The sequence below is a fragment of the Microbacterium sp. A20 genome (assembly GCF_004794515.1).
Lineage (GTDB): Bacteria > Actinomycetota > Actinomycetes > Actinomycetales > Microbacteriaceae > Microbacterium.
In genome coordinates, this window is the sequence record NZ_SSDF01000036.1 from 12,318 (window position 1) to 32,898 (window position 20,581).

The 20,581-nt window shown below is 69.8% G+C and carries 20 protein-coding genes; 15 read left to right on the forward strand and 5 right to left on the reverse strand.

Going from position 1 to position 20,581, the window contains the following annotated elements:
* Positions 1–12 precede the first annotated feature (12 nt).
* The 4 genes from DW298_RS01740 (at position 13) to DW298_RS01755 (ending at position 5,242) form a co-directional block, all read left to right on the forward strand.
* Positions 13–1,470: a hypothetical protein gene (locus DW298_RS01740; protein WP_205820215.1), complete on the forward strand. Its 1,458-nt coding sequence runs from the start codon at positions 13–15 to the stop codon at positions 1,468–1,470.
* Between the two features lie 49 nt (positions 1,471–1,519).
* The gene (locus tag DW298_RS01745; RefSeq protein WP_136040792.1) at positions 1,520–2,638 is read left to right on the forward strand and encodes an ROK family transcriptional regulator; all 1,119 of its coding nucleotides are present in this window, start codon (positions 1,520–1,522) and stop codon (positions 2,636–2,638) included.
* A gap of 40 nt (positions 2,639–2,678) precedes the next feature.
* The gene (locus DW298_RS01750; protein WP_136040793.1) at positions 2,679–3,815 is read left to right on the forward strand and encodes an ROK family protein; all 1,137 of its coding nucleotides are present in this window, start codon (positions 2,679–2,681) and stop codon (positions 3,813–3,815) included.
* 155 nt (positions 3,816–3,970) lie between these two features.
* Positions 3,971–5,242 (forward strand): hypothetical protein, encoded by a 1,272-nt coding sequence (locus DW298_RS01755; RefSeq protein WP_136040794.1) that lies wholly within the window; start codon positions 3,971–3,973, stop codon positions 5,240–5,242.
* Positions 5,243–5,335: 93 nt separating this feature from the next.
* Here the strand turns inward: DW298_RS01755 and purQ are convergent, their stop codons facing one another.
* The 3 genes from purQ to DW298_RS01770 all read right to left on the reverse strand — a co-directional run bounded on the left by purQ (position 5,336) and on the right by DW298_RS01770 (position 7,115).
* Positions 5,336–6,043, reverse strand: a complete 708-nt coding sequence (gene purQ / locus DW298_RS01760; protein ID WP_136040795.1) for a phosphoribosylformylglycinamidine synthase subunit PurQ — start codon at positions 6,041–6,043, stop codon at positions 5,336–5,338.
* On the reverse strand, positions 6,040–6,288 hold the full coding sequence (gene purS, locus DW298_RS01765) for a phosphoribosylformylglycinamidine synthase subunit PurS (RefSeq protein WP_017204254.1): 249 nt from the start codon (positions 6,286–6,288) through the stop codon (positions 6,040–6,042). Before purS ends, purQ begins: the two co-directional genes overlap by 4 nt.
* 293 nt (positions 6,289–6,581) lie before the next feature.
* Positions 6,582–7,115: an adenine phosphoribosyltransferase gene (locus DW298_RS01770; RefSeq protein WP_136040796.1), complete on the reverse strand. Its 534-nt coding sequence runs from the start codon at positions 7,113–7,115 to the stop codon at positions 6,582–6,584.
* 240 nt (positions 7,116–7,355) lie between these two features.
* On the opposite strand from DW298_RS01770, the gene DW298_RS01775 reads away from it, so the two are divergent.
* From DW298_RS01775 to DW298_RS01810, 8 genes are all read left to right on the forward strand, one after another.
* Positions 7,356–8,666, forward strand: coding sequence for an ABC transporter substrate-binding protein (locus DW298_RS01775; protein ID WP_136040797.1), 1,311 nt, complete (start codon positions 7,356–7,358; stop codon positions 8,664–8,666).
* Positions 8,667–8,764: 98 nt separating this feature from the next.
* The gene (locus tag DW298_RS01780) at positions 8,765–9,856 is read left to right on the forward strand and encodes a sugar ABC transporter permease (RefSeq protein WP_136040798.1); all 1,092 of its coding nucleotides are present in this window, start codon (positions 8,765–8,767) and stop codon (positions 9,854–9,856) included.
* Complete coding sequence (locus tag DW298_RS01785) at positions 9,853–10,743, forward strand: carbohydrate ABC transporter permease (protein ID WP_136040799.1); 891 nt, start codon at positions 9,853–9,855, stop codon at positions 10,741–10,743. Before DW298_RS01780 ends, DW298_RS01785 begins: the two co-directional genes overlap by 4 nt.
* 5 nt (positions 10,744–10,748) lie before the next feature.
* Positions 10,749–12,179, forward strand: coding sequence for a GH1 family beta-glucosidase (locus tag DW298_RS01790; protein ID WP_205820217.1), 1,431 nt, complete (start codon positions 10,749–10,751; stop codon positions 12,177–12,179).
* Positions 12,180–12,295: 116 nt separating this feature from the next.
* A complete protein-coding gene (locus DW298_RS01795) occupies positions 12,296–13,291 on the forward strand; it encodes a LacI family DNA-binding transcriptional regulator (RefSeq protein WP_136040829.1) in 996 nt (331 codons plus the stop codon).
* Positions 13,292–13,644: 353 nt separating this feature from the next.
* Complete coding sequence (locus tag DW298_RS01800) at positions 13,645–14,316, forward strand: TetR family transcriptional regulator (protein WP_240744977.1); 672 nt, start codon at positions 13,645–13,647, stop codon at positions 14,314–14,316.
* A gap of 4 nt (positions 14,317–14,320) precedes the next feature.
* On the forward strand, positions 14,321–15,088 hold the full coding sequence (locus tag DW298_RS01805) for a 5-oxoprolinase subunit PxpA (RefSeq protein WP_136040801.1): 768 nt from the start codon (positions 14,321–14,323) through the stop codon (positions 15,086–15,088).
* 22 nt (positions 15,089–15,110) lie between these two features.
* Complete coding sequence (locus DW298_RS01810; protein WP_136040802.1) at positions 15,111–16,766, forward strand: urea amidolyase family protein; 1,656 nt, start codon at positions 15,111–15,113, stop codon at positions 16,764–16,766.
* A gap of 136 nt (positions 16,767–16,902) precedes the next feature.
* Here DW298_RS01810 and DW298_RS01815 read toward each other — a convergent pair whose 3' ends face one another.
* Positions 16,903–18,231, reverse strand: a complete 1,329-nt coding sequence (locus DW298_RS01815) for a solute carrier family 23 protein (RefSeq protein ID WP_136040803.1) — start codon at positions 18,229–18,231, stop codon at positions 16,903–16,905.
* A gap of 111 nt (positions 18,232–18,342) precedes the next feature.
* On the opposite strand from DW298_RS01815, the gene DW298_RS01820 reads away from it, so the two are divergent.
* Both DW298_RS01820 and DW298_RS01825 read left to right on the forward strand, forming a co-directional pair.
* Positions 18,343–18,606: a type II toxin-antitoxin system VapB family antitoxin gene (locus DW298_RS01820; protein ID WP_136040804.1), complete on the forward strand. Its 264-nt coding sequence runs from the start codon at positions 18,343–18,345 to the stop codon at positions 18,604–18,606.
* Complete coding sequence (locus DW298_RS01825; RefSeq protein ID WP_136040805.1) at positions 18,603–19,001, forward strand: type II toxin-antitoxin system VapC family toxin; 399 nt, start codon at positions 18,603–18,605, stop codon at positions 18,999–19,001. Before DW298_RS01820 ends, DW298_RS01825 begins: the two co-directional genes overlap by 4 nt.
* 4 nt (positions 19,002–19,005) lie before the next feature.
* Here DW298_RS01825 and DW298_RS01830 read toward each other — a convergent pair whose 3' ends face one another.
* Entirely contained in the window at positions 19,006–19,884 is an 879-nt protein-coding gene (locus tag DW298_RS01830) for a phosphoribosylaminoimidazolesuccinocarboxamide synthase (RefSeq protein ID WP_136040806.1), read from the reverse strand.
* 90 nt (positions 19,885–19,974) lie between these two features.
* On the opposite strand from DW298_RS01830, the gene DW298_RS01835 reads away from it, so the two are divergent.
* The gene (locus tag DW298_RS01835) at positions 19,975–20,523 is read left to right on the forward strand and encodes a GNAT family N-acetyltransferase (protein ID WP_136040807.1); all 549 of its coding nucleotides are present in this window, start codon (positions 19,975–19,977) and stop codon (positions 20,521–20,523) included.
* The last annotated feature ends 58 nt before the right edge of the window (positions 20,524–20,581 follow it).

Sequence of the window (20,581 nt, forward strand, 5' to 3'; positions counted from 1 at the left end):
GAGAGAAGCATCATGAAGAGATCATCGGGAACATCCCTGCGTCGTGTGCTCGCCACTGCCGTCGTGGCTGCGGCGATCGCGGTCAGCGTCGCGCCCGCAGCGTCGGGGGCCGCGGCGACGGCCGAGAACGGCTGGTTCACGGGCCCCGACGGAACCACCGACTACGCGCGGTCCGCCGCGGCGGCGTACGAGTTCCTCGACAGCCGGGTCGACGAGTACTGCAGCGCCGACGGGATGTGCCTGCCGCGCAGCTATCAGGGCGGGTTCTTCTCGACGCCGACATGGGAGTTCACGTCGTCGTTCCTCTACGACGACGCCCTGACCGTGATGGCGTACGCCGCGCGCGGCCTGCCGGACGATATCCGCCGCGCGCGGTCGATCGGCGATGCGATGCTCTTCGTCCAGGCCAACGACCCGGACTACACCGACGGGCGCACCCGCGCCTCGTATCAGCCGGGAAGCCTCCGCGACGGTGCCGTGGAGATCGGGTCCCCGGCCTCGTACACCGGCAACCAGGCGTGGGTGGGGATGGCGCTCGCCCGGCTCTTCGACATGACCGGGGAGCAGAAGTACCTCGACGGCGCCCTCCGCCTCGGTGAGTGGATCGAGACGAACACGGCCGACACGGTCCGCGCTCCGTTCGGCTACACCGGTGGGCAGGATGCCGCCGGCACGCCCTTCACGTTCAAGTCCACCGAGCACAACATCGATGTGACCGCCTTCTTCACCCAGCTCGCGACCCTCACCGGCGACACGGTGTGGGCGGGTCGGGCCGCGATCGCCGAGGGGTTCATCGCCGCGATGCAGGCGGACGACGACGGGCACCTCTGGACGGGGACGAACCCCGACGGCGTCACGACGAACTACTACCCGACGCCCGAGGACCCCCAGGCCTGGAGCTACCTGGCGACGCTCGACGACCGGTATTCGTCGTCGCTGACCTGGACGGTCGCGAACCTGCATGCCGTGGACGGGCCCTACCAGGGGCCCTCGTTCAGCAGCGCGGACGTCTCGAAGGTGTGGTTCGAGGGCAGCGGTCAGCTCGCTCTGGCCCTGCGCGCTCGCGGCGGCGAAGGCGATGCCGCGTACGTCCAGACGATCCTCTCCAGCGTCGAACTCGCGCAGCGGCAGGCGGCGAACGGCGACGGCAGAGGAATCGTCGCTTCGTCGAGCGATGGCCTCGACACCGGATTCGGCGACCTCTACTACGCGAGTCTGCACACCGGGGCGACGTCCTGGTATCTGCTCGCCGTCACCGGTCACAACCCGTTCCGACTGGCCGCCGACGCCGAACCGCCCACCAGCCCCGGCGCCGGCGCTCCGACCGGCGCTCCGGTGGTGTCCGACGGTGGCGGGGAGGCCCTCGCAGAGAGCGGATCCGCGACCCCGGTGGGCCTCATCGCTGCAGCGGCCGTCATCACAGCGATCGGCGCCGTGCTGATGTCCCGGCGACGACGTGCCCGCGGCTGACGCCGAACCGTCCGTCGCAGCCGGTATCCGGACGAGGGAGGATGGAGCCGTGGCAGAACTCCGCATCACGACAAAGGCCCTCCCGGAGCACGGCCGCGTCCGCAATCGCGCGATGCTGCTGCAGGCGCTGTTCCACGACGGACCGCGCAGCCGGGCCGACATCGCGCGCCTGTTCGGACTGAACAAGGTGACGGTGTCGGCGATCGTGGGCGAGCTCATCGAGCAGGGCATCCTCGTGGACGCGGGGCATTCCGCCGCCGTGCGCGTGGGCAAGCCCGCGACCCTGGTCGCCATCGACGACGACTCGCGGTCGATCGTCAGCCTCGACCTGTCGGATGAACAGGCGTTCCGGGGAGCGGTGATGAACCTGCGCGGACAGGCCTCGACACTGACGCGTTTCGACGGGGAAGTCGACCGACGCGACGCCGCGGCCACGATCGCCCGCGTCATAGAGATGGTGGACGAGCTGATCGGCGCAGCGCCGGCGCCCGTGCTCGGCATCGGTGTGAGCAGCCCCGGCCTTGTCGATCGTGACGGCGTGGTCCGCTACGCCCCGCACCTCGGCTGGTTCGACGCCGACGTGCGAGGCGCGCTGAACGAACGCTTCGGCGTGCCCGTGCACATCGTCAACGATGCCAACGGCATGGCGCTCGCCGTGCACACCTTCCGCGAAAACGACGGTCGGAGCATCCTGATCCTCACCATCCAGCGGGGCGTCGGCGCGGGCCTGATCGTCGGCGAGAAGCTGATCGTCGGTGAGGACTTCGCGGCGGGGGAGATCGGGCATGTGGTCGTGGCTCCGCAGTGGGAGAAGGTCTGCGCGTGCGGGCGGCGCGGATGCCTGGAATCGATCGTCGCGATCCCGGAGCTGCGTCGTCGGATGGACGAGGGGGAGGCGCGCGAGAGCGTGGTGCAGGACGCCGCCGACGCCATCGCCGCAGCCGTCGCGCCCATCATCGCTGTGCTCGGCGCCACGCGCGTGGTGCTCGCCGGGCCGGAAGACGTCCTCGACGACGACTTCGCCGCGGCGGTGCAGCGATGCCTGACCGCCCGGACACTCCCCGCCACGACGCGGCCGATCGGCGTGGACATCGGCTCCGACGGCGGGCTGCTCGGCCTGCAGGGGGCGGCCGTCGCGGTACTCTCGGCGGAGCTGGGCATCTCGTGACCACGGGGGTCGGATGCCGTCATGAGCGGGGGCGTGCCTGATGGGGTCGAGGAAAGCGGATGCGATCGTGGCGAGCCGCGGCACCGAGAAGGCGCTTCCGGAGCACACCCGTCAGGTGAACCGCTCGCTGATCCTGCGCACGCTGTTCCACGGAGCGGCCATGAGCCGTGCGGATCTCGCCAGGGTCACCGGGCTGACCAGGGTCAGCGTCTCGCGCATCGTGGACGACCTCATCGCCGAGGGGCTCGTCCTGGAGCACGAGCCGAGCTCCGGTGGCCGCGTCGGCAAGCCGAGCACCTCCATCGCGTTGAACCCCCACGCCTACCACGTGGTGACCCTCGATCTCTCCGCCTACGCCGAGCTCACGGGCGCCATCATGAGCCTCGACGGCGACGTGGTGCACTCCATGAGCGTGCCGATGGACGGGGCGACGGGACCCGCACTCCTCGAGAAGGTATGCGCGCTGGCGTCGGCGCTCGTGAAGCGCTCCACCGTCCGGGTCCTCGGAGTGGGCGTCGGGTCGCCCGGCGTCGTCGACGCCACGGGAGTCGTGCGCGAGGCGGTCGCCTTCGACTGGCACGATCTCGACGTCGGGTCCGCGATCGCCGCGGTGGTCCCGGTGCCGGTGCACATCGCGAACGACGCCAACGCCGCCGCCCTCGCCGCCCGGACCTATGGTCAACCGGCCGTCGACGACCTCGTCCTCGTGCGGATCGGGCAGGGCATCGGCAGTGGTGTCGTCGTCGGGGGCACGCTCGTCACCGGCCACCGGTTCACCGCAGGAGAGATCGGCCACGTCCTCATCGACCATGACGGCGCGCGGTGCCGGTGCGGTCGCCGCGGTTGCCTGGAAGTCGTCGCGGCCGTCCCCTACGTCCGGCAGCTGCTGGCCGAACCGGGTGCCTCCTCCGCCGAGGTCCTCGGTGCCGCCGGGAGGGCGCTGGGGCGGGTGCTGACTCCGGTCGTCACGGCTCTCGGGCTCGAGCAGGTGGTCCTGTCCGGTCCGGAAGACATCGTGGGAGGCGTGTTCCTCGAACAGGCCAGGGCGACGATCGAGGAGCAGACCCTGGCGATCGTCACCGACGCGCTCGACATCCGCGTGGCCGTGCGCGGGGACGACATCGTGCTGTTGGGCGGCACGGCTCTCGTCATCGCCGAGGAACTCGGCATCCGCTGAGCTGAGCCACGAAGCCCTGTGAGATGCGATCACGGGCGACGGAATCTAGACCTTCGCCACTTCTGCGGGGCTCCGCGATATGCGAATGTTCCTATCGTGGCCGTCCGGCCGCCCGCGGACCGCACCCGGACCGTGGTCTTGCCAGAGGGATTCCGATGTCCGGTTCGTCGCGCCGAAGGATGCCGTCGGTGGTCACCGCCGCGCTCGTCGCAGCCGCGCTCGCGGCCGCCGTGCCCGCCGTCTCGGGCGCCTTCGCCGCGGCCGACGGCTCCGCATCCGGGGGCGATGCACCGGACCCGTCGCGCTCGGTGGCCCTGGCCTACGAGTTCCTCGACGCGCGCGTGGACCAGTTCTGCGACGGCGCGGGCCGCTGCCTGCCGCGCAGCTATGAGGGCGGGTTCTTCACCACGCCGAGCTGGGACTTCACGCCGTCGTTCGTTTACGACGACGCACTGGTGATCATGGCGTACACCGCCCGAGGTCTGCCGGACGACATCCGACGCGCGCGGACGATCGGCGACGCGCTCCTCTTCGTGCAGGAGAACGACCCGATCGGCGACGGCCGCACCCGCGCGTCGTACGAGCCGCACGGCATCCGGCAGGGGCGGGTGGAAATCACCGGGCCCGGCACGTTCACCGGGAATCAGGCCTGGGTCGGGATGGCGTTCACGCGGCTCGCGCACGCGACCGGGGATCCGCGGTACCTCGAGGGGGCACTGCGTGTCGGTCGGTGGATCCAGGACCACACGGCCGATATGGCCCGCGCGCCCTACGGCTACACCGGCGGCCAGCTCGAGGACGGAACGTCGCTGACCTGGAAGTCCACGGAGCACAACGCCGACGTGGCCGGGTTCTTCACTCAACTGGCGCAGCTCACCGGCGATGCGGTGTGGTCCGATCGCGCAGCCGTTGCCGCGGGTTTCGTCGCGGCGATGCAGAGCGCGGACGGCCACGTGAACACCGGCACCGGCCTCGACGGCTCCACGATCAACACCCGGCCCATCCCGCTGGACGCGCAGACGTGGAGCTCACTCGCCACCGGCGACCCGCGGTACGGGACAGCGCTGGATTGGACACTCGAGAACCTGATCGCGACGGACGGCCCGTACACCGGTCCGTCGATCAGCGAGGTCGACGTGTCGAAGGCGTGGTTCGAGGGCAGCGGGCACCTGGCGCTGGCCCTCCGGCTGCGCGACGGCTCGGAGGACGCCGCGACGGCGGAGATGCTGCTGGACAGCATCCGCCTGGCGCAGCGCGACGCGCCGAACGGCGACGGCAAGGGGATCGTCGCGACCTCGAACGACGGTCTCGATTCAGGCTTCGGCGACCTCTACTACGCGAGCCTGCACACCGGAGCGACGGCGTGGTACCTGCTCGCGTCAGCGGAGGACAACCCGTTCGTGCTGCCGGTCGACCCGGCCTCTTGAGGACGAGCCGGCCCTGTGCGTGCAGACGCAAGGGGCCGTTCGAACCGAATGGGGTGGGTCGGGTCGGGCTGTCGGGCGACGCGGGCGAAGTGGTTACGCGGCGACGCGGGCGACGGCGGCGATCGCGCTCGTGAAGAAGTCGAGTCCGTCGACACCGCTGCGCATGGCGGCTGCGGTGTCGGGGCCGAAGCCGGCTTCGGTGGCGTGCTCGGGGTGCGGCATGAGGCCGACCACGTTGCCCGCTTCGTTCGTGACACCGGCGATGTCGCGGAGCGAACCGTTCGGGTTCACACCGGCGTAGCGGAAGGCCACGAGGCCCTCGCCCTCGATGCGGTCGAGGGTCTGCTCGTCGGCGATGTAGCCGCCGTCGGCGTTCTTCAGCGGGATCACGATCTCCTGGCCGCTGCGGAACGCGTTCGTCCAGGCGGTGTCGGAGTTCTCGACCGTGAGGCGCTGGTCGCGGCGCACGAAGTGCTGGTGGTTGTTGCGGATCAGTCCGCCCGGCAGCAGGTGCGCCTCGACGAGCATCTGGAAGCCGTTGCAGATGCCGAGCACGGGCATGCCCTTGGCGGCGGCATCCTTCACCTCGGACATGATCGGCGAGAGCGCGGCGATCGCGCCGGCGCGCAGGTAGTCGCCGTAGCTGAAGCCGCCGGGGAGGACGAGCGCGTCGACGCTCTCGAGGTCGTGCGAGCCGTGCCACAGGGCGACGGGCTCGGCGCCGGCGATGCGGACGGCGCGCTGTGCGTCGCGGTCGTCGAGCGAGCCGGGGAAGGTGACGACGCCGATGCGGATGGTCACTCCGCGACCTCGATGCCGACGACGTCTTCGATCACGGAGTTGGAGAGCACCTCGTCGGCGATGCGGCGGGCCTCGGCGAGCACCTCGTCGGTGACCTCGCCCTCGACCGTGAGCTCGAAGCGCTTGCCGATGCGGACGTCGGTGAAGCCCTCGACGCCGAGGCGGGCGAAGGCGCCGGAGACGGCCTTGCCCTGCGGGTCGAGCAGTTCGGGCTTGGGCATGACGTCGACGACGATGGTGGGCATGAAGATCCTCCAGTGGCCGCAGGCCACAGCTATCGGTCATTGAGCGACGAGCGCAGCGAGGAGTCGAAACGCCAAGAGTCGCGGGCGGACGGGCGCACCCAGTCTACCGTCCCCGCCCTGCCCCTCCCGCCCCTGCCGTGCACCGCGCGCCCGTGCGCGCTTCTCGCCGAGTGCACGCCTTGGTGGCGAGCGCACGGCTTGTTCACGCGCCGAGGCCGTGCACTCGGCGAGAAGCCGTGCACTCGGCGACGGGAGTGCGGGCTACGGGGAGTGCGGGCGACGGGGAGTGCGGGCTACGCGGAGTGGAAGACGGTGTGCAGGTCGCCGACGGCTTCGCGACCGCCGAGGCCGTCGATCTCGAACAGCACCGAGATGCCGATGACGTGGCTGCCGAGACGCTCGACGAGTTCGCGCCCGGCAGCGAGCGTGCCTCCCGTGGCCAGCACGTCGTCGATGAGCAGCACGCGGGAGCCGGCGGGCAGGTCGTCGTGCATCTCGATCGTCGCGGTGCCGTACTCGAGGGCGTAGTCGACGGATGCCGCGGGGCGGGGCAGCTTTCCGGCCTTGCGGATCGGGATGAGGCCGACGCCGGCGGCGATCGCGGCGGCGCTGGCGAGGATGAAGCCGCGCGCCTCGATGCCCGCGATCACGTCGAACTGGCCGGCGAAGGGCTCGATGATCGCCTCGGTCGTGACCCGCAGTGCCTCGGCATCGGCGAGGAGCGGCGTGATGTCGCGGAAGATGATGCCCGGCTGCGGGTAGTCCGGCACGTTGCGGATCAGGGTTTCGGCACGGACGAGGGCAGGAGACAGGGCGGCTTCGGGCACCGGACAAGGGTACGCCGCTCGACCCGGCCTTGACGATTCGCCGACAGGGCGACGATCGGCCGAGGGTTTCCCGGCATCCCCTCGGGGAATCGTCCCTACCTCGGCAGATCGTCGGCAACCAGACCGGCTTGACACCGTGGGAGCGCTCCCATAGAGTGACTGCTCAGTTCGTGGGAGCGCTCCCACGGCGTCCCGAAAGCAGCAACACAGCACGACCCCCACCACACAAAGGAGTGAACCGTGAACACACGTGCCCGCCACCGGATCCTCGCGATCGCCGCCGTGGCATCCGTCTCCGCCCTCGCCCTCGCCGGCTGTGCCGGTAACGCCGGCGGTGCCGACGAAGGCAGCGCCGACGAAGAGGTGACGCTCACCGTCACCACGTTCGGCACCTTCGGCTACGACGACCTCTACAAGGAATACGAGAAGGCGCACCCGAACGTGAAGATCGAGGCGACCAACATCGACACGGGTGGCAACGCTCGCACCGACGCCTTCACCAAGATCGCCGCCGGCTCCGGCCTCAGCGACATCGTCGCGATCGAAGAGGGCTGGCTCGGAGCCGTCATGGACGTGTCCGACACCTTCGTCGACCTGCGCGACTACGGCATCGAAGACCGCAAGGCCGACTGGGTCGACTGGAAGTACGGACAGGCGACGGATGCTGAAGGCCGCGTCATCGGCTACGGCACCGACATCGGCCCGAGCGGCATCTGCTACAACGGCGCCGCGTTCGAGGCCGCCGGCCTCCCGAGCGACCGCGAGTCCGTCGCCGAACTGCTGAACGGCGACTGGGAGAACTACTTCCAGGTCGGCGCCGACTACACGGCCAAGACCGGCAAGGCCTGGTACGACCACTCCGGCTTCGTCTGGAACGCCATGGTCAACCAGCTCGACGAGGGCTACTACACCACCGACGGCGAGCTGAACGTCGAGGACAACGCCGAACTCAAGGAGCGCTTCGAGCTGCTGGGTGCGGCGACCGAGGGCGGCCAGTCGGCTGCCCAGACGGCCTGGGACTGGAACGGCGGCAAGTCGTTCGTCGACGGCACCTTCGCGACCTTCGTGTGCCCGGGCTGGATGCTCGGTGTCGTGCAGGGTCAGGTCGAGGCCGGCGGCGGAGACGCCTCCACTGGCTGGGACTTCGCCGACGTGTTCCCCGGCGGCGCAGCCAACTGGGGTGGCGCGTTCCTGTCGATCCCGGAGTCCTCGCAGCACAAGGAGGCGGCCGCCGAGCTCGCCGACTGGCTGACGCAGCCCGAGCAGCAGGTGAAGCAGTCCGCCGCCGCGGGCAACTTCCCCTCCACGATCGAGGCGCAGGAGACTCTGGCCGCCGACGCGACGCCGAACGAGTTCTTCAACGACGCTCCCACCGGGGCGATCCTCGCCGAGCGTGCCAAGGGCGTCGTGGCGCAGTTCAAGGGCGCTGACGACTCGGTCATCCAGGAGAACGTGTTCGGCCCGGCCCTCAGCAGCCTCGACCGCGGCGAGACCGACACGCAGGGCGCCTGGGATCAGGCCATCGGCCTGCTGAACGACCTCGTCGACTGACACCCCCGTTCCGGTCGCAGTTCCTGCCGCCTCCACCCCACGGTCGGCGGCAGGAACTGCGACCGGAACCCTCGGAACCCCGGGACAAGGACCCCTCCATGACTCTCACCGCCCCGCCCGCGGAGCAGCAGGCCGCGGCATCCGCCCACAAGACGGATGCGCCCGCCAAACGCTCCTGGCGCCACCGCGTCTCGCGGTTCGACCAGAACGCCTCCCCGTACTTCTACATCTCTCCGTTCTTCCTGCTGTTCGGGCTGGTCGGCCTGTTCCCGCTGCTCTACACGGTGTGGGTCGCCGTGCACGAATGGGACCTGCTCAAGGGCGAGGGTGACTTCGTCGGCGTCGGCAACTTCGTCGAGATCCTCGGCGACGCCATGTTCTGGAACTCCATCGGCAACACCCTGAGCATCTTCCTGCTCTCCGCGATCCCGCAGCTGTCCGTCGCGCTCGTGATCGCCTATCTCCTCGACCGGGGGCTCCGCGCCCCGACCTTCTGGCGGATGAGCGTGCTGATCCCGTTCGTCGTCACCCCTGTCGCGGTCGCCATCATCTTCTCGAGCATCTTCAACGAGGCCGACGGCCTGGCCAACAACCTGCTCAACCTCATCGGCATCGCCGACCAGGAGTGGAAGCACAACACCGCCCTGTCGCACATCGCGATCGCCGTCATGGTGAACTTCCGCTGGACCGGGTACAACGCCCTGATCCTCCTCGCCGCGATGCAGGCCGTGCCGCGCGATCTCTACGAGTCGGCCGCCCTCGACGGGGCAGGCGCGGCCCGTCGGTTCTTCTCGATCACGATCCCGACGATCCGGCCGACCCTGATCTTCGTGATCATCACCGCGACGATCGGCGGCCTGCAGATCTTCGCCGAGCCGCGCCTGTTCGACGTCTCGACGGCCGGCGGCATCGGCGGCAGCGATCGACAGTTCCAGACGACCGTGTTGTTCCTCTGGGAGCTCGCATTCTTCCGCCGCGACCTCGGCGAGGCGTCCGCGGTCGCCATCCTGCTGTTCCTCCTCATCGTCGGGATCGGCGTGATCAACTTCCTGATCTCCCGGCGCATCTCCACCGGGGACGGGCCGAAGAACCGTGCCGCCCGCCGACGCGCCCGCACCGCCGACACGACGGCCGCCACCGCCGCCGCGGGAACGACGATCGCCACCACCACCGAGGAGAACGCGCGATGACCGCCACCCAGGCACTCAGCGTGCCCGAGAAGATCCGCCGTCGGCGCAGCGCCGCGGGAGGCACCGCCGGCATCGGCAGCCGCCCGGGCTTCCTCACCTACGGGCTCCTCGCCGCGTTCATCATCGGCAGCGTGTATCCGCTGTGGTGGTCGGTCGTGGTCGCCAGCGGCACGAACGCCACCCGCGGAGAGACGCTGCCGCTGATCCCCGGGGGCAACTTCTTCGCCAACGCGGCCAAGGTGTTCGACGCCATCCCGTTCTGGCTCGCCCTCGGCAACTCATTCCTGATCTCGGGCATCATCACGATCTCGGTCGTCACGTTCTCCACCCTCGCGGGCTACGCGTTCGCGAAGCTGAAGTTCAAGGGACGCGACGGACTGATGGTCTTCGTGATCGCGACGATGGCGATCCCGACGCAGCTGGGCATCATCCCCCTGTTCATGCTGATGCGCGAGCTCGGCTGGACCGGCTCGATCGGCGCGGTCATCGTGCCGACCCTCGTCACCGCATTCGGGGTGTTCTTCATGCGGCAGTACCTCGTCGACGTCATCCCCGACGAGCTGATCGAGGCGGCGCGTATGGACGGCGCCAACCAGTTCCGCACGTTCCTGACCGTCGGGCTGCCCGCGGCTCGACCGGCCATGGCCATCCTCGGACTCTTCACCTTCATGACGGCGTGGACCGACTACCTGTGGCCGCTGATCGTGCTCTCCCCGCAGAACCCGACACTGCAGACGGCGCTCAGCCAACTGCAGTCGGGCTACTACATCGACTACTCGATCGTGCTCGCCGGTGCGGTGCTCGCGACCCTCCCGCTGCTCGTGCTCTTCGTGGTCGCGGGTCGTCAGCTGGTCAGTGGCATCATGGCGGGCGCGGTGAAAGGATGACCCCTATGACCCGCTCCTTCCCCGAGAACTTCCTCTTCGGCGCCGCGACGGCGGCGTACCAGATCGAGGGGGCGGCGTTCGAGGACGGACGCACGGCATCCATCTGGGATACGTTCGCCCGCGTGCCCGGTGCCGTGATCGGCGGCGACAACGGCGACGTGGCCTGCGATCACTATCACCGGTACCGCGACGACGTCGCCCTGATGACCGAGCTCGGCCTGCAGACGTACCGTTTCTCCACGTCGTGGTCGCGGGTGCGACCGGACGGCGGCGCCGTGAACGCGGCCGGCGTGGACTTCTACGAGCGCCTGGTCGACGAGCTGCTCGCCGCCGACATCCTGCCCTGGCTGACGCTGTACCACTGGGACATGCCGCAGGCGCTGCAGGATGCCGGTGGCTGGACGAACCGCGACACGGTCGACCGGTTCCTCGAGTACGCCGGCACCATGCACGACGCGCTCGGCGACCGGGTGAACGTGTGGACGACGCTCAACGAGCCCTGGTGCTCGTCCTTCCTCTCCTACACCGGTGGCGAGCACGCGCCGGGGCACACCAGCGTCGCCGAGGGGCTGCTCGCCTCGCACCACCTGCTGCTCGCACACGGCAAGACGGTGCAGGAGCTGCGCGGCCGCGATGCGTCGCTGAACCTCGGCATCACCCTGAACCACACGGTCGCCGACCCCGCCGACCCGCAGAACCCGGCCGACGTCGATGCCGTCCGCCGCGTGGACGGGCAGTTCAACCGCTGGTTCCTCGACCCGATCTACCGCGGCAGCTACCCGGCGGACATCGTCGAGGACATCCGCGCGGTGGATGCCGACGCCGTCGCACAGTTCGAGGCCGCGGTCCACGACGGCGACCTCGAGACCATCTCCCAGCACATCGACACGCAGGGCGTGAACTACTACCACGGCGACTTCCTGTCGGGCACGGCTCCGGCCCAGGCGCCGGTGTCCGGAGGGCCCGCCACCGAGCGCCCCGTCCGCAGCCCCTACCCGTCCAGCGACGGCATCCATTCGGTCGAGCGCGGGCTGCCGCGCACGGCGCAGAACTGGGAGGTGCAGCCCGAGGGGCTCACCCGGGTGCTGCAGCGGGTCTGGAGCGAGTACGCCGAGCCCGCGGGCGCGGTGCTGTACATGACCGAGAACGGTGCCGCCTATGACGACGTCGTGGTGGTCGAAGACGGCGAGACACGCGTGCACGACGCCGACCGCACGGAGTTCCTGCGCCTGCACCTCGGTGCGGTGCTCGATGCCGCAGAGTCGGGTGTCGACGTGCGGGGCTACTTCTACTGGTCGATGTTCGACAACTACGAATGGGCCTGGGGCTACGACAAGCGCTTCGGCATCGTGCGCGTCGACTACGACACGCAGGAGCGGAGCCTCAAGGACTCCGCCCGGGAGTACGCCCGCATCATCGAGGCCCGGTCGCTGTAGCCCTCCCCGGCTTCCGAATCGTGCGAATGGTCCCATCCGGGGCCGGGATGGGACCACTTGCGCGATTCGAAGCAGGACGTCAGTGAGAATAGGGCGATGGAAGAGTGCGTACGTTGATGTCGCCACGAGCGACCATCGAAGAGGTGGCCGCGGCCGCCGGTGTCTCCCGGTCGACCGTGTCGCGGGTCGTGAACGGGTCGACGGCGGTGAGTCCGGAGGCGCTCGCCGCGGTGCGCGCCGCGATCGATGAGCTGAACTACGTGCCCAACCGTGCCGCCCGTTCGCTCGCTTCCCGCCAGACGCACGCGATCGCCTTGATCGTCCCTGAAGACACGAACCGCTTCTTCGGCGACCCGTTCTTCGCCGCGATCGTCGCCGGCATCACGGGTGCGCTCGGCGGTTCCGACTATCTGCTCAACCTGCTCATCGCGAGTGACGACCCGGGCGACAAGATGACCGGCTTCGTGCGCAACGGCGGCGTCGACGGCGCGCTGATCGTCTCGCATCACACCAGCGACGCGTTCATCGACCGGGTCGCGGATGCCGTGCCGGTGGTCTACGGCGGTCGGCCGGTGCGCCGCCTCGAAGGCGACTACGTCGTCGACGTCGACAACGTCGCGGGGGCACGCGCGGCGACCCGTCGACTCATCGACATCGGGCGCACACGCATCGCGACGATCTCGGGCCCGCTGACGATGGTCTCCTCCGGCGACCGCATCCAGGGCTTCCGGGCGGCGCTGGCGGATGCCGGGCTGACGCCGTTCGCCGAGGAGGAGGGCGACTACAGCGAGGCCAGCGGCGCAGATGCCGTGCGGCGCATCCTCGCCGCCGGTCGCCCCGATGCGATCTTCGTGGCCAGCGACCTGATGGCGCGTGGTGCGCTGACCGCGCTGCGTGCCACCGGTGTGCGCGTCCCGGAGGACATCGCCCTCGTCGGCTTCGACGACTCCTCGGTCGCGCTCACGACCGACCCGCAGCTCACGACGATGCGGCAGCCGATGTACGCGCAGGGTGAGACCATGGCCCGCGTGCTGCTGTCGCGTCTCGCGGGGGAGGATCCGCCGCAGACGACCATCCTGCCTACCGAGCTCGTGGTCCGCGCCTCGGCCTGAGTCGGTCTTCGGCCGGCACGCCTCGGCCCGGGCGTCTCGTCCGGGGTCGACCTCGGCCCGGGCGTCTCGTCCGGAGCCGGGAGGAAACACGGGCGCGCCCCTGACGCCCCCTCCTGGCCAGGGACGCACCCGTGCGTCTTTGCAGCACAACTTCGGAGATCGGCGGCGAACCGCCGGTGGAAGGCACGGATGCCGCGGCGTGTCGCCCCGGATCTCCGAAGTTGTGCTCGGCTGATCTGGTCAGCCGAAGATCGCATCCATTCATAGGTTGAACGGACGTTCAGTGAGTAATCTATACGGCAGGGGGCGCATTCGGGAAAACGGACCGGCTGAACTCAGGAGGTGGATGCCGCGTGGCACGCTCCGACGAGCAGAACCGACTGGCCCGTCAGCGCGCCAGGGAGAACATCCTGGAGGCCGCGATCGAGGTCTTCAGCGAACGCGGCGTCACCGGCGCGAGCATCGCCGCGATCACGAAGCGGGCGGGCGTCGCACAGGGCCTCGTCAACTACCACTTCGGCGGCAAGGAGCAGCTCGTCGCCGCCGTCATCGACCGATGGTTCGAGACGGTGCTCAGCTTCGCGCGCGTGGAAGGCACCCCGGACGAGATGCTCGCGGCCGTGATCGACGGAGCCCTCACCGCCACCGCCTATGCGATCCCGCTGCAACGGGCGGTGCTGGCGATGCAGCAGCAGCCCGCCACGCATCGACTGTTCGCCGAATCGGAGGCTCGTCATGAAGCGCGCGCCACTGCGGCGGAGGATGCCGTGCGACAGCTGTTCCGCGCCCGCGGCGCCGAAGATCCCGCCTTGGAAGAGGTCATGCTCCGCAGCACGCTCGAGGGTGTCTTCGTGAAGTTCGCCGTGTTCGGCGATACCTATCCGCTCGAGGACGCCCGGCGTTGGGTGCATCGCCGGTACGGACTGCCCGAGCCGACGACACCCATCGCTCCGCCGGTTCCGCTCCGGGACGGCGAACCGCGCCCGCGCGCGACGGCGGCGCTGGGTTCGGGGCGGCAGGCGTGATCGCATGACGTCGATCGACCTGAACTCGGACCTCGGCGAGAACGTCGCCGACCGGATCGTCAGCGACGACGCGAGCATGCTGCGCCTGGTCACGAGCGCGAACGTGTCGTGCGGATTCCACGCGGGCAGCCCGGAGGGGATCCGCGAGACGCTCGCCGCCGCCGTCGAGGGTGGCGTCGTGATCGGTGCGCACCCCGGCTACCGCGACTACGAGAACTTCGGCCGCACCATGGCGGACGTCGACTCGGCCACGCTCCAGGCGCATGTCGAGTATCAGCTCGGTGCCCTCATGGGTCTCGCCGCCGCGGTCGGCGGCACGGTCTCCTACGTCAAGCCGCACGGGGCGCTCTACAACACCATCGCCCGCGACGAGCGGCAGTCGAAGGACGTGGTGGCGGCGATCCGCGCGATCGACCCGAGCCTGATGCTGCTGGGGCTCGCCGGGGGTGTCGTGCTCGACGTCGCCGAACGGGCCGGGCTGGCGGTCGCCGCGGAGGCCTTCGCCGACCGGGCCTATCAACCCGACGGGCAGCTCGTGCCGCGCACCGAGGCGGGAGCCGTGCTGCATGACCCGGCCGTGGTGGCGGAGCGCATGGTGCGTCTCGCGGCCGACGGCGTGATCCGGGCGATCGACGGCTCCGACGTGCCGGTGACGGCGCAGTCGATCTGCGTGCACGGCGACAGTCCCGGCTCGGTGGCGATGGCGGCCCAGACCAAGCGGATGCTGCAGGACGCGGGCATCACGATCGCCCCGTTCGCGGGCCCCCGATGACACAGCCGGCGCAGGTCGGCTGATGCGCATCCTCACCGCATCCGATCGCGCACTGCTCGTCGAGGCGGACGACCTCGACGAGGCGATGCGGCTGAACCGGGCGTGGGAGGGCGTGCCCGGCATCGTCGAGCGCATCCCGGGTGCCCGGACCGTGCTGGTGCGCTTCGATCCGCTGCGGGTATCGGCCGCCGATCTCGCGCAGACGTTGGCGGCGACCCGAGTCGATGCCGCATCCCTCCCGGGCACCGGGGAGGTCGTGATCCCCGTGAACTACGACGGTGAGGACCTCGACGAGGCGGCATCGCTGCTCGGTGTCCCGGCGGAGGAGCTCGTGAACCGGCATCTCGCCGCGGACTGGCGGGTCGCTTTCGCCGGGTTCGCCCCCGGCTTCGGCTACCTGGTGAGCGACGATCCGCTCTTCGACGTGCCGCGCCGCTCGTCTCCGCGCACGCATGTGCCTGCCGGGTCGGTCGCGCTCGCCGGGGCGTTCACGGGTGTCTATCCGCGCGAGAGCCCCGGTGGGTGGCAGCTGATCGGCCGCACGGATGCCGTGATGTGGGACATCGACCGCGACCCGCCGGCGCTCCTGTCTCCGGGGACGGCGGTGCGGTTCGAGCGGGTGCGGGCGGATGCTCCTGTGGCCGCGGCTCAGCCGGGTGCGGCTCAGCCGGGTGCGGCTCAGCCGGACCGAAACGGAGATGATCCGGCGGACGCCCGGCGCGCCGTCGAGCGACTCGCCGACGCGGAAGCGGATGATCCGGGATTCGGCGCGGCATCCGCGGGCGCTGCATCCGCCGTCGAGGTCATCCGGCCGTCGCTGCAGCTCCTGGTGCAGGATGCCGGGCGCCCGGGTTACGCGGCGCTCGGGGTCTCGGCATCCGGAGTCGCCGACCGACGCGCGATGCGGGATGCGAACCGCGCCGTGGGGAACGCCCCCACGGCTGCTGTGCTCGAGAGTGTCGGCGGAGCGGTGCTCCGGTTCCACGGGGCCGGCGTCGCGGTGGTCATCGGGGCTGTCGGCGCGCTCACCCTGAGCGGAGCCGAGGGGCTCGTCCGTCCGGTCGTGCACGGCGAGCCCTTCGCCACGATCGACGGCGACGAACTGACCCTCGGCCATCCGGACCGTGGTCTGCGGTACGTGATCGGGGTTCGCGGCGGAATCGAGGCGACGCCCGCGCTGGGCAGTCGTGCGGCCGACACCCTCGCGGGGCTGGGGCCGGAGCCGCTCACCGCCGGTGCGCTCCTCGCGATCGGCGATGCCGCCCCGAACCTGGTCGAGCCCGGGGCCGTGCCGCGCGACCTCCCGGCCCCCGGCGACCTCGTCGAGCTCGACATCACGCTCGGCCCTCGTGACGACTGGTTCACGACCCGTGCCCTCGAGGTGCTCACGACCCAGGAGTGGACGGTCACACCGCGCTCCGACCGCGTCGGCATCCGCCTCCATGGCGCGGTGCCGCTGGAGCGTTCCGTCGACGGCGAGCTGCCCAGCGAGGGTGCGGTCACCGGTGCGATCCAGGTGCCGCCCGACGGGCAGCCGGTGCTCTTCCTCGCCGACCACCCGCTCACCGGCGGGTACCCGATCATCGGCGCCCTGACCGACCGCAGCCTCGATCTCGCCGGTCAGCTGCCGCCGGGAGTGCGCGTTCGGTTCACCCTCCGGGTGCCGTCCGCCGGCTGAGTTCCGCCGTCGGACGGTTCACAACTCCGCAGAAAACTGCACCGATCCGGAGTGATACCGCCGTACAGAGCCGTGCGGGCTGGTTTCTGAGGAGTTGTGAACGCGACGGGTGAAGCACCCGACGCTGCGGGACCGCTCAGGCGGGGTCGCCGCCGAGCGGGCCGACCGCCTCGAGCGGCTTCGGGTCGTCGGCGCCGGTCTTGCGCAGGCGGGCGATCAGGTTGCCCAGGTGGTAGATGAGGATCGCCGCGACCGTGGCGATGACGATGCCGCCGAGCTCGAAGCCGGATGCCTCGTCCTTGATCATGAAGCCGCCGACCGCCATGATGAGCGCCACGGCTGCCGTGTACTGGTTGACCGGGCGCGAGAAGTCGACGCGGTTGTCGACCCAGATCTTGATGCCGATGACGCCGATGAGGCCGTACAGCGCAGTGGTCACGCCGCCGAGCACACCGGCCGGTACGGAGTTGATGACCTCGCCGAACTTGGGCGAGAGGCTGAGCAGGATCGCGGCGGCTCCAGCGACCCAGTAGGCGGCCGTCGAGTACACGCGGGTGGAAGCCATCACGCCGATGTTCTCGCCGTAGGTCGTGGTGCCCGAACCGCCGAAGAAGCCGGCCAGGGTGGTCGAGACGCCGTCGGCGATCAGCGCCTTTCCGGTCTGCTGGTTCACGCTCGCGTCGCCGGTCATGGTCGCGACGCCGCGCACGTGTCCGACGTTCTCGGCGATCAGCACGAGCACGACCGGGAGGAACATCGCGAGCGCCGTGAGGGTGCCGGGCTCGGTGAAGTTCGGGAAGTGGAAGGTGGGAAGGCCGACCCAGTCGGCCTTCTCCACGGCCGAGAAGTCCAGTTCGCCGCGGAACGCCGCGAAGATGTATCCCGCGATCACGCCGAGGAAGATCGAGATGCGTCCGAGGAAGCCGCGGAACACGACGGCGAAGAGGATCGTGATGGCGAGCGTGAACGTCGCGGTCACGGGGGCTGCGGCGTAGTTGTTGTGCGCGGCGCCCGCGAGGTTGAATCCGATGAGGGCGACGATCGTCCCTGCGAGGACCGGAGGCAGGAAGCGGTCGACCCACTTCACGCCGACCGTGTGCACCACGACGCCGATGATGGCGAGCAGCACACCGACCGCGACGATGCCGGCCAGGGCGGTGCCCATGTTCGCGGAGGCGGTGGCGGCGGTGACCGGAGCGATGAACGCGAACGACGAGCCCAGGTAACTGGGCAGCTTGTTGCGCGTGACGAGGAGGAACAGGATCGTGCCCACGCCGCTGAACAGCAGGGTCGTGGCGACCGGGAAGCCGGTGATGATCGGCACCAGGAACGTCGCGCCGAACATCGCGACGACGTGCTGGAGTCCGATCGCGATCGTGGCGGGCCAGTTCAGGCGCTCGTCGGGACGGACGACGGCGCCGGGCTCGACCGTCCGGCCGTTTCCGTGCAGCTTCCACAGGGCCATGCGGGCTCCTCAGGGTTCGGGGGATGGCGGGAGTGCTGGAGCAACACTATCGATTCCTGAGTTTTCCCTGAGCGCTTCTACCATGGTAGACGCGACGGTAGAATGGTAGACATGAGCCTCAACATCAAGAACGAGACGACGCACGAGCTCGTGCGCCGACTCGCGGCGTTGACCGGTCAGAGTCAGACGAGTGCGGTGGAGGATGCGGTGCGGCGGCGTCTCGCCGAGCTGGAGGAGACGCGTGAGGCGGAGATAGAGCGCAAGCGTGCGGCGATCGCCGCTGTGGTGGAGGAAGCGCGGAAGCTACCGGTCATCGGGCCGAGCTATGAGGAGATCATGGACGAGATGTATGACGAGATGGGCCTTCCTCGATGATCCTCGACTCATCCGTGATCGTCGCGATCCTGACGAGTGAACCCGACGGAGTTCTGTTCCAGCGCCTGTTGGCGGAGGAGGCGGATCCGGTGATCTCGGCGGCGACGCTGCTCGAGTCGCATATCGTGATGCGCCGGCGGCTGGGTGAGCCCGGCGTGGAGAAGGTGGACCGGCTCCTCCGTGAAGGAGGCGTCGGCGTGATCCCGGTCGATGAAACGCAGGCCAGGAGTGCAAGTCGTGGGCATGCTGCGTACGGGCGGGGTTCCGGGAGCCCAGCGCGCCTGAACTACGGCGACTGCTTCTCCTACGCGCTCGCGATCAGTCGCGACGAACCGCTGCTCTTCAAGGGCGACGACTTCATCCACACCGACGTGCGTCGGGTGGAGCTCGCCTGACGACTCAGGCGCCGAGGCGGTCGATCAGTTCGCGGTAGCGGTCGGCGGTGCGCTCGACCACGTCGTCGGGGAGTGCGGGCGGCTCCCCCTGCTTGTCCCAGTTCGCGGCCATCCAGTCGCGCACGATCTGCTTGTCGAAGCTCGCCATGCGTGCGCTCGGGGTGCTGCCGGTGCGCCAGGCCTCGGCGTCCCAGTACCGCGAGGAGTCGCTGGTGAGCACCTCGTCGGCCAGGCGCAGGGTGCCTTCGGCATCCGTCCCGAACTCGAACTTGGTGTCGGCGAGGATCAGACCCTTCTCCTCGGCGATCGCGGCGGCGCGGGCGTAGATCGCGAGCGAGGTATCGCGCAGCTCGGCCGCGCGCTCGGCGCCGACCAGCTCGACGGTGCGCTCGAACGTGATGTTCTCGTCGTGCTCGCCCATAGGCGCCTTGTAGGCCGGCGTGAACAGGGGCTCCGGCAGACGGTCGCCGTTCTGCAGGCCGGCGGGCAGCGGGATGCCGCACACGGTGCCGTTCTCCTGGTACTCGGCCCAGCCGGAACCGGTGATGTAGCCGCGCACCACGCACTCGATCGGCAGCATCTCGAGCGACTGGGCGAGCATGGCGTGATCGGCCACCTCGTCGGGCAGCTCGCCCTCGGCGATGTGGTTGGGGAAGTCGGAGAGCTGTGCGAACCACCAGCGGCTCAGCCGCGTCAAGAGCGCGCCCTTGCCGGTGATGCCGGGGGAGAGCACGAAGTCGAAGGCGCTCACGCGGTCGGAGGCCACGACCAGGATGCGCGTGTCCGCCGGATCCTCCGAGGCGTACAGGTCGCGGACCTTGCCCGAGTAGATGTGCCGCCAGCCGGGGATGCTCTGTGCCGTGCCTTCTGAAGGAGTGCTCACCCGCCCATTATCCCGGTTCCATCCGACCGCGAACGCCGTCGGTCGTGGGTCGCGCCGCCCGGTGTCGGAGCGGTTGTCTAGCGTTGAGGGGTGACTGCTGACATCTTCACCGACCGGCTCCGCCTTTCGCGGTCGACCCCGTCCGACCTCGATGCGGTCTTCGCGATCCAGAACGATCCGCGGGTGTGGACGCACTTTCCGAGTCTTCGACACGCCGACCCCGCGACGACCCTCGAGATGATGGAGCGCTGGGAGCGCAGCTGGGAGCTGGCGGGACTCGGATCCTGGGTCGCGCGTCTGCGTGACACGGGCGAGATCATCGGAAACGGTGGGTGCACGCTGCTCCGCGATGAGGTGTGGAACGTCGGCTACCGGATCGCGGCCGACCATCACGGACACGGGTACGCGACCGAGCTGGCACGCGCCGGCATCGAGCAGGCGCGCATCATCGCGCCCGATCGCCCCGTGATCGCCTATCTCGTGGAGCACAACCGGGCGTCGGCGCACGTCGCAGAGAAACTGGGCCTCGAGCTCGTGCATCGGGCACCGGATGTCGGCAACCCCGATCCGGCGGTGATGCGGCTCGTGTACGCAGATCGACCGCTCACCCCGATGCAGCTCGCGGCCGCCCTCGGCTGACCGGCTGACCGACCGGCCGGCTGACCGCCTGACCGACCGGCTGACCTGCTGCTCGGCT

Coding starts and splice junctions, on each gene's coding strand:
- DW298_RS01785 (WP_136040799.1), top strand. CDS start 9,853: ATGACCGCCACCCAGGCACTCAGCGTGCCCGAGAAGATCCGCCGTCGG.
- DW298_RS01815 (WP_136040803.1), bottom strand. CDS start 18,231: ATGGCCCTGTGGAAGCTGCACGGAAACGGCCGGACGGTCGAGCCCGGC.
- DW298_RS01790 (WP_205820217.1), top strand. CDS start 10,749: ATGACCCGCTCCTTCCCCGAGAACTTCCTCTTCGGCGCCGCGACGGCG.
- DW298_RS01755 (WP_136040794.1), top strand. CDS start 3,971: ATGTCCGGTTCGTCGCGCCGAAGGATGCCGTCGGTGGTCACCGCCGCG.
- DW298_RS01810 (WP_136040802.1), top strand. CDS start 15,111: ATGCGCATCCTCACCGCATCCGATCGCGCACTGCTCGTCGAGGCGGAC.
- purS (WP_017204254.1), bottom strand. CDS start 6,288: ATGCCCACCATCGTCGTCGACGTCATGCCCAAGCCCGAACTGCTCGAC.
- DW298_RS01820 (WP_136040804.1), top strand. CDS start 18,343: ATGAGCCTCAACATCAAGAACGAGACGACGCACGAGCTCGTGCGCCGA.
- DW298_RS01805 (WP_136040801.1), top strand. CDS start 14,321: ATGACGTCGATCGACCTGAACTCGGACCTCGGCGAGAACGTCGCCGAC.
- DW298_RS01740 (WP_205820215.1), top strand. CDS start 13: ATGAAGAGATCATCGGGAACATCCCTGCGTCGTGTGCTCGCCACTGCC.
- DW298_RS01825 (WP_136040805.1), top strand. CDS start 18,603: ATGATCCTCGACTCATCCGTGATCGTCGCGATCCTGACGAGTGAACCC.
- DW298_RS01750 (WP_136040793.1), top strand. CDS start 2,679: ATGGGGTCGAGGAAAGCGGATGCGATCGTGGCGAGCCGCGGCACCGAG.
- DW298_RS01780 (WP_136040798.1), top strand. CDS start 8,765: ATGACTCTCACCGCCCCGCCCGCGGAGCAGCAGGCCGCGGCATCCGCC.
- DW298_RS01795 (WP_136040829.1), top strand. CDS start 12,296: ATGTCGCCACGAGCGACCATCGAAGAGGTGGCCGCGGCCGCCGGTGTC.